This window comes from Neobacillus vireti, assembly GCF_036962345.1.
Classification (GTDB): domain Bacteria; phylum Bacillota; class Bacilli; order Bacillales; family Cytobacillaceae; genus Neobacillus; species Neobacillus vireti_A.
The window spans coordinates 1-5,734 of sequence record NZ_JBALNB010000030.1; the positions used below are offsets into that span (position 1 = coordinate 1).

Sequence of the window (5,734 nt, forward strand, 5' to 3'; positions counted from 1 at the left end):
TACGTTGGCTTAGCTTTTTTAAAAAAAACTAAAAAAATGTTTGTTGACGTTCTTGTTTGTTTAGTTTTCAAAGATCAATTTCTCACAATCGCTCAGAAGCGACTTTATTAATATATCATCTATCAATACTAATGTCAACTTTTTTTTGTTTTTATTGTTTCAAAATAAAACAGTTGTTGCCGACTCAAATGAGTATACCAGCATTAATACTATCTATCAAGAGAAAATTAAAAAAATCGATAAAAAGGCAATGAATAAGGAGCACCTATTAGGTGCTCCTTTTAAAAGTAATTATTCTTCTGTATTAGGATCGGAACTTTCCTCATCGGAGTCTAACTTGTCTTCTTCTGCTCCATCTGATTCTAGTTCTGCACGATCTGTAACTTCTACTGATTCTCCGCCTTCTGCTCCTTCAGTATCATCAGAATCTATATCTTCAGAGACTTCTTCCTTTTCTACTTTCGCAACAGTGGCTACATAATCGTGTTCATCATCTTTGATACTAATTAATTTAACACCTTGAGTGTTACGTCCCATTGTGGAAATACCGGCTACATCGATACGAATAAGTACTCCGCCAGTAGTGATTAACATTAGGTCTTCCTCACCCGTTACTGCTCTTACGGAAACTAATGGTCCATTTTTATCGGTAACGTGGCAAGTCTTTATACCTTTACCGCCTCTTCCTTGAATGCGGTACTCTTCAGCAGGTGTCCGCTTACCATATCCATTCTTAGTGACAATTAACACGCTGCTGTTTTCCTCAAGGACTTCCATCCCCACTACCTCATCATCACTGTCTAAGGTAATTCCTTTTACCCCAGTCGCTGTTCTTCCCATAGAGCGAACATCCGTTTCCGGGAAGTGAATCAGCATACCTTTTTTCGTTCCAATAATCATATGCTTTGTTCCGTCGGTCAATCGAACCGAAATCAGTTCGTCACCTTCACGGAGATTCAAGGCGATTAGACCATTGTTACGGATATGAGCAAATGAAGTTAAAGGTGAGCGCTTGGAAATTCCCTCTTTTGTGGTAAAGAATAAGTACCAGTCATCCACAAATTCCTCAATTGGAATAATAGCATTTACCCATTCTCCCTTTTCTACTCCAAGGAGATTAATAATTGGCAATCCCTTTGCAGTACGGCTGTATTCCGGAACTTCATACCCCTTAGATCGATACACCTTTCCTTTGTTCGTAAAGAAAAGAACTGTATCGTGGGTTGAAGTTGTAATCAAATGTTCAACAAAATCATCTTCATTTGTTCCCATTCCCTGAATTCCGCGACCGCCTCTCTTTTGGGCACGATACGTTGAAACTGGGAGACGTTTAATATATCCATTATGGGTTAAAGTAATAACAATATTTTCGCGTGGAATGAGATCTTCATCCTCGATATTCTCAATTCCGCCCGTAACAATCTCTGTGCGGCGCTTATCATTAAATCGCTCTTTAATTTCGGTTAATTCCTCACGGATAATTTCAAGGACTTTTTCTTCATTCGCTAAGATTTCCTTTAGTTCACCAATCAGCTTCATTAAGTTTTGGAATTCTTCTTCAATCTTTTCTCTTTCTAAGCCAGTTAAACGCTGCAGGCGCATATCAAGTATTGCTTGAGCTTGCTTTTCAGAAAGATTGAATGTTGTCATCAAGCCTTCCCGGGCAATATCGGTTGTTTGGGAAGCACGAATTAATGCGATGACCTGATCCAGATGATCAAGTGCAATCCGTAAACCATCTAAGATATGAGCACGAGCTTCTGCCTTCCGCAATTCAAACTCTGTTCTCCTGCGGATAACTACTTGCTGATGATCTAAATAGTGTACTAGGCATTGCTTAAGCGTTAATACCTTTGGATGGCCATCAACGAGCGCTAATGTATTAATTCCAAAGGTTGTTTGCAAAGCCGTTTGCTTATATAAGTTATTTAAAATCACGCTGGCATTTGCATCTTTACGAACCTCAATAACAATACGCATTCCCTTACGGTCTGATTCATCTCGTAAATCGGTAATGCCTTCAATCTTTTTATCACGAGCCAGCTCAGCAATTTTTTCTATTAATTTCGCTTTATTTACCTGATAAGGAATTTCATTAACGATAATGACTTCTTTACCATTTGATTTTGTTTCAATTTCAACTTTAGCACGAATGGTAATGGAACCTCTGCCAGTTTCGTATGCTTTACGAATACCGCTTCGTCCAATAATGATTCCACCTGTTGGGAAATCTGGACCAGGGATAACCTCCATTAACTCTTGTGTTGTAATCTCTGGATCACGGCTGACTGCCAGAACTCCATCGATAACCTCACCAAGCTGATGTGGAGGTATATTCGTTGCCATACCAACCGCTATACCAGTTGTCCCATTGACAAGAAGGTTAGGGAATCTTGCTGGTAACACTACAGGCTCTCTTTCCTCGCCGTCATAGTTATCCTGAAAATCAATTGTATCTTTATTGATATCTCTTAATAGTTCCATCGAGATTTTGGACATTCTTGATTCCGTATAACGCATTGCTGCTGCGGAATCTCCGTCAACGGATCCAAAGTTCCCATGACCATCTACCAGCATATAGCGCTGGTTAAAATCCTGTGCCATACGTACCATTGTTTCATAAACTGCCTGATCTCCATGGGGGTGATATTTACCAATTACATCCCCAACGATACGAGCAGATTTTTTATAAGGTTTGTCCGAATGCATTCCTAGATCATGCATAGCATATAGAATACGGCGATGAACCGGTTTTAATCCATCACGAACATCTGGAAGGGCACGAGAAACAATTACACTCATTGCATAGTCTAGGAATGAAGTTTTCATTTCTTGACTAATATTAATCTCAGTTACTTGCGGATTGTGTGTATCAGCCATATTGGTACCTCCTAATTTGGTGACATCCTCCTATTTGTCCTTATTCGTAAAAAGGAGGATAGCGGTCACCCTCTACCCTAAATTGACAAGTTTGTCTAAAGGAGGGGGATGATACCCCCTATTTCCTGCCAAAGATTATATATCTAAATTCTTAACGTATTTAGCGTTTGCTTCGATAAAGTTACGGCGTGGTTCAACTTTATCGCCCATTAACATTTCAAAGGTTTCATCTGCTTCTATTGCGTCATCGAGGCTGACCTGGAGCATGGATCTTGTACCTGGATCCATGGTTGTATCCCATAACTGTTCAGGATTCATCTCTCCTAAACCTTTATAACGTTGAATATTTGGTTTTGGCTGGGCCGGAAGCTCAGCAAAAATTCGATCTAATTCTTTATCATCATAGGCATAAAATATTTTTTTCCCCTGTGATACCTTGTATAGTGGGGGCTGAGCGATATAGACATAACCCGCTTCTAGTATTTGTCTCATGTAACGGTAGAAGAATGTTAAAATAAGTGTTCGAATATGCGCACCATCAACGTCCGCATCTGTCATGATAACAATCTTATGATAACGTGCTTTTGATATATCAAATTCTTCACCAATTCCCGTTCCAATGGCGGTAATCATGGCACGAACTTCGTTATTAGATAATATTTTATCGAGTCGAGCTTTTTCGACATTTAGAATTTTACCGCGTAATGGCAATATGGCTTGGAAATGACGATCACGGCCCTGTTTGGCAGATCCACCCGCAGAGTCACCCTCAACGATATAGATTTCACTGATAGATGGGTCCTTTGAAGAACAGTCTGCTAATTTCCCGGGTAAACTTGAAACTTCTAACGCACTTTTACGACGGGTGAGCTCCCTTGCCTTCTTTGCAGCCATCCTTGCCCTGGCAGCCATTAGACCTTTTTCGACAATCTTCCTTGCCACCGATGGATTTTCCATTAGAAACTTGTCAAAGTGGCTTGAAAATAATGAATCTGTAATTGTTCTTACTTCGGAATTTCCAAGTTTTGTCTTTGTCTGTCCCTCGAATTGCGGATCTGGATGTTTAATAGAGACAATCGCTGTTATTCCTTCTCGAACATCCTCACCAGATAGATTCGTATCATTTTCTTTAATTAAGCCATTTTTTCTTGCGTAATCATTGATTACTCGAGTTAAGGCTGTTTTAAAACCGGATTCATGGGTTCCGCCTTCGTATGTGTGGATATTATTTGCAAAGGAATAGATGCTGTCGGTATAACCCTCATTGTATTGAAGCGCAACTTCAACGCTAATGCCTTCGCGTTCTCCCTCAATAAAGATAGGTTCTTCATGAATGACTTCTTTTGTACGGTTTAAATGCTCTACATATGATTTAATTCCGCCTTCGTAGTAGTATTCATTCTTTTTATTCTCCACACGCTTATCTTCGATCGTGATTTTAATTCCACGGTTTAAGAATGCAAGCTCGCGACAGCGGGTTGCTAGAATATCATACTCATATTCCAATGTTTCAGTAAATATTTCTGCATCTGGTTTAAAGTGAACAATCGTACCTGTTTCGTCGGTAGTTCCTATTACCTCTAATTCATTCACTACTGCTCCACGTTCAAATTTTATGCAGTGAATGTTACCGTCACGGTGGACATAGACCTCTAGATTGGTGGAAAGGGCATTAACAACTGAAGCACCTACACCATGCAGACCGCCAGAAACCTTATATCCGCCGCCGCCAAATTTTCCGCCGGCATGCAGAACAGTCATAATGACTTCAACTGCCGGTCTGCCCATTTTTTCTTGGATACCGACTGGAATACCACGGCCGTTATCTTTTACAGTAATACTGTTGTCTTCCTCAATTGTTAGATTGATCTCGTCACAATAGCCGGCCAAGGCTTCATCAATACTATTATCAACAATTTCCCAAACAAGATGGTGGAGACCTTTTCCGCTCGTTGAACCGATATACATACCAGGTCTTTTTCTAACCGCTTCAAGGCCTTCTAAAACTTGTATTTGATCTGCATCATATGCTTCTTCTTGGATTACTTTTTGTTCCATTGTCACTATCGTTCACCCGCACTTTCATTCAAAAAATACTCAATTTAACGTAAAAAGTAAGCTAGTAGTTTCACTATTCCTGTATTTCCTTTTGATTTGAACGTTTCTTTAATGTTCCGGAAGAGATAGGGGATAAATAAACCTTGTCGTATGTAATTACGACTGATTTAAAGGGGTTTTTCGAAAGGTTAATAAGCTTTTCGTTATGCCGGCTTAAAAATTCCTCAATTAAATTTGAAGAATTTACACTCCCTTTATCAAGAATGGCGATAATATCCTTCGCCCTGATATTTAAATCTTCCCCGACATGAATATACACATTTCCACCTCAATTCACCTTCTTAATAAAACCGGATTCTACATTAAAAGTCGATGCCTCTTTTAATGTTTGATGATGGATACCTTCTACACTCGTGGTTGTAACAAATGTTTGGACTTTTCCTTGAATGGTATTAAGCAAGTGTGACTGACGATAATCGTCTAATTCCGACAATACATCGTCAAGAAGCAAGATTGGATATTCACGAATTTCTGAATGAATTAATTCAATTTCGGCAAGTTTAACAGAAAGTGCAGTAGTTCTTTGTTGTCCTTGTGATCCAAATGTTGATACATCCCTATCATTAACAAAAAACACCAAATCATCACGATGAGGTCCGAATAACGTGGTTCCACGTTCTATTTCCCTTGTTCTGACTTTATTGAATTTTTCTTCAAAGCATGCTTTCATTTTCGACAAATCTTGGCCTTCTAATACATCCACTGATGGTTTATAGCTTGCCACCGATGGATTTTC

The 5,734-nt window shown here is 39.3% G+C and carries 3 protein-coding genes and 1 pseudogene; all 4 read right to left on the reverse strand.

Annotated elements, in window-relative coordinates; all coding sequences use genetic code 11:
* Positions 1-291 precede the first annotated feature (291 nt).
* Entirely contained in the window at positions 292-2,880 is a 2,589-nt protein-coding gene (gene gyrA, locus V7108_RS26605; protein ID WP_335510793.1) for a DNA gyrase subunit A, read from the reverse strand.
* Positions 2,881-3,015: 135 nt separating this feature from the next.
* On the reverse strand, positions 3,016-4,938 hold the full coding sequence (gyrB, locus tag V7108_RS26610; protein ID WP_335569852.1) for a DNA topoisomerase (ATP-hydrolyzing) subunit B: 1,923 nt from the start codon (positions 4,936-4,938) through the stop codon (positions 3,016-3,018).
* A 73-nt stretch (positions 4,939-5,011) separates the two neighbouring features.
* Complete coding sequence (remB, locus tag V7108_RS26615; protein ID WP_335510791.1) at positions 5,012-5,257, reverse strand: extracellular matrix regulator RemB; 246 nt, start codon at positions 5,255-5,257, stop codon at positions 5,012-5,014.
* A 9-nt stretch (positions 5,258-5,266) separates the two neighbouring features.
* A pseudogene (locus V7108_RS26620) lies at positions 5,267-5,734 on the reverse strand (DNA replication/repair protein RecF); the annotation flags it as partial.

What these genes read in the sequence shown, in the direction of transcription:
- gyrA (WP_335510793.1), bottom strand. Translation starts at nt 2,880, where the DNA reads ATGGCTGATACACACAATCCGCAAGTAACTGAGATTAATATTAGTCAA.
- gyrB (WP_335569852.1), bottom strand. Translation starts at nt 4,938, where the DNA reads ATGGAACAAAAAGTAATCCAAGAAGAAGCATATGATGCAGATCAAATA.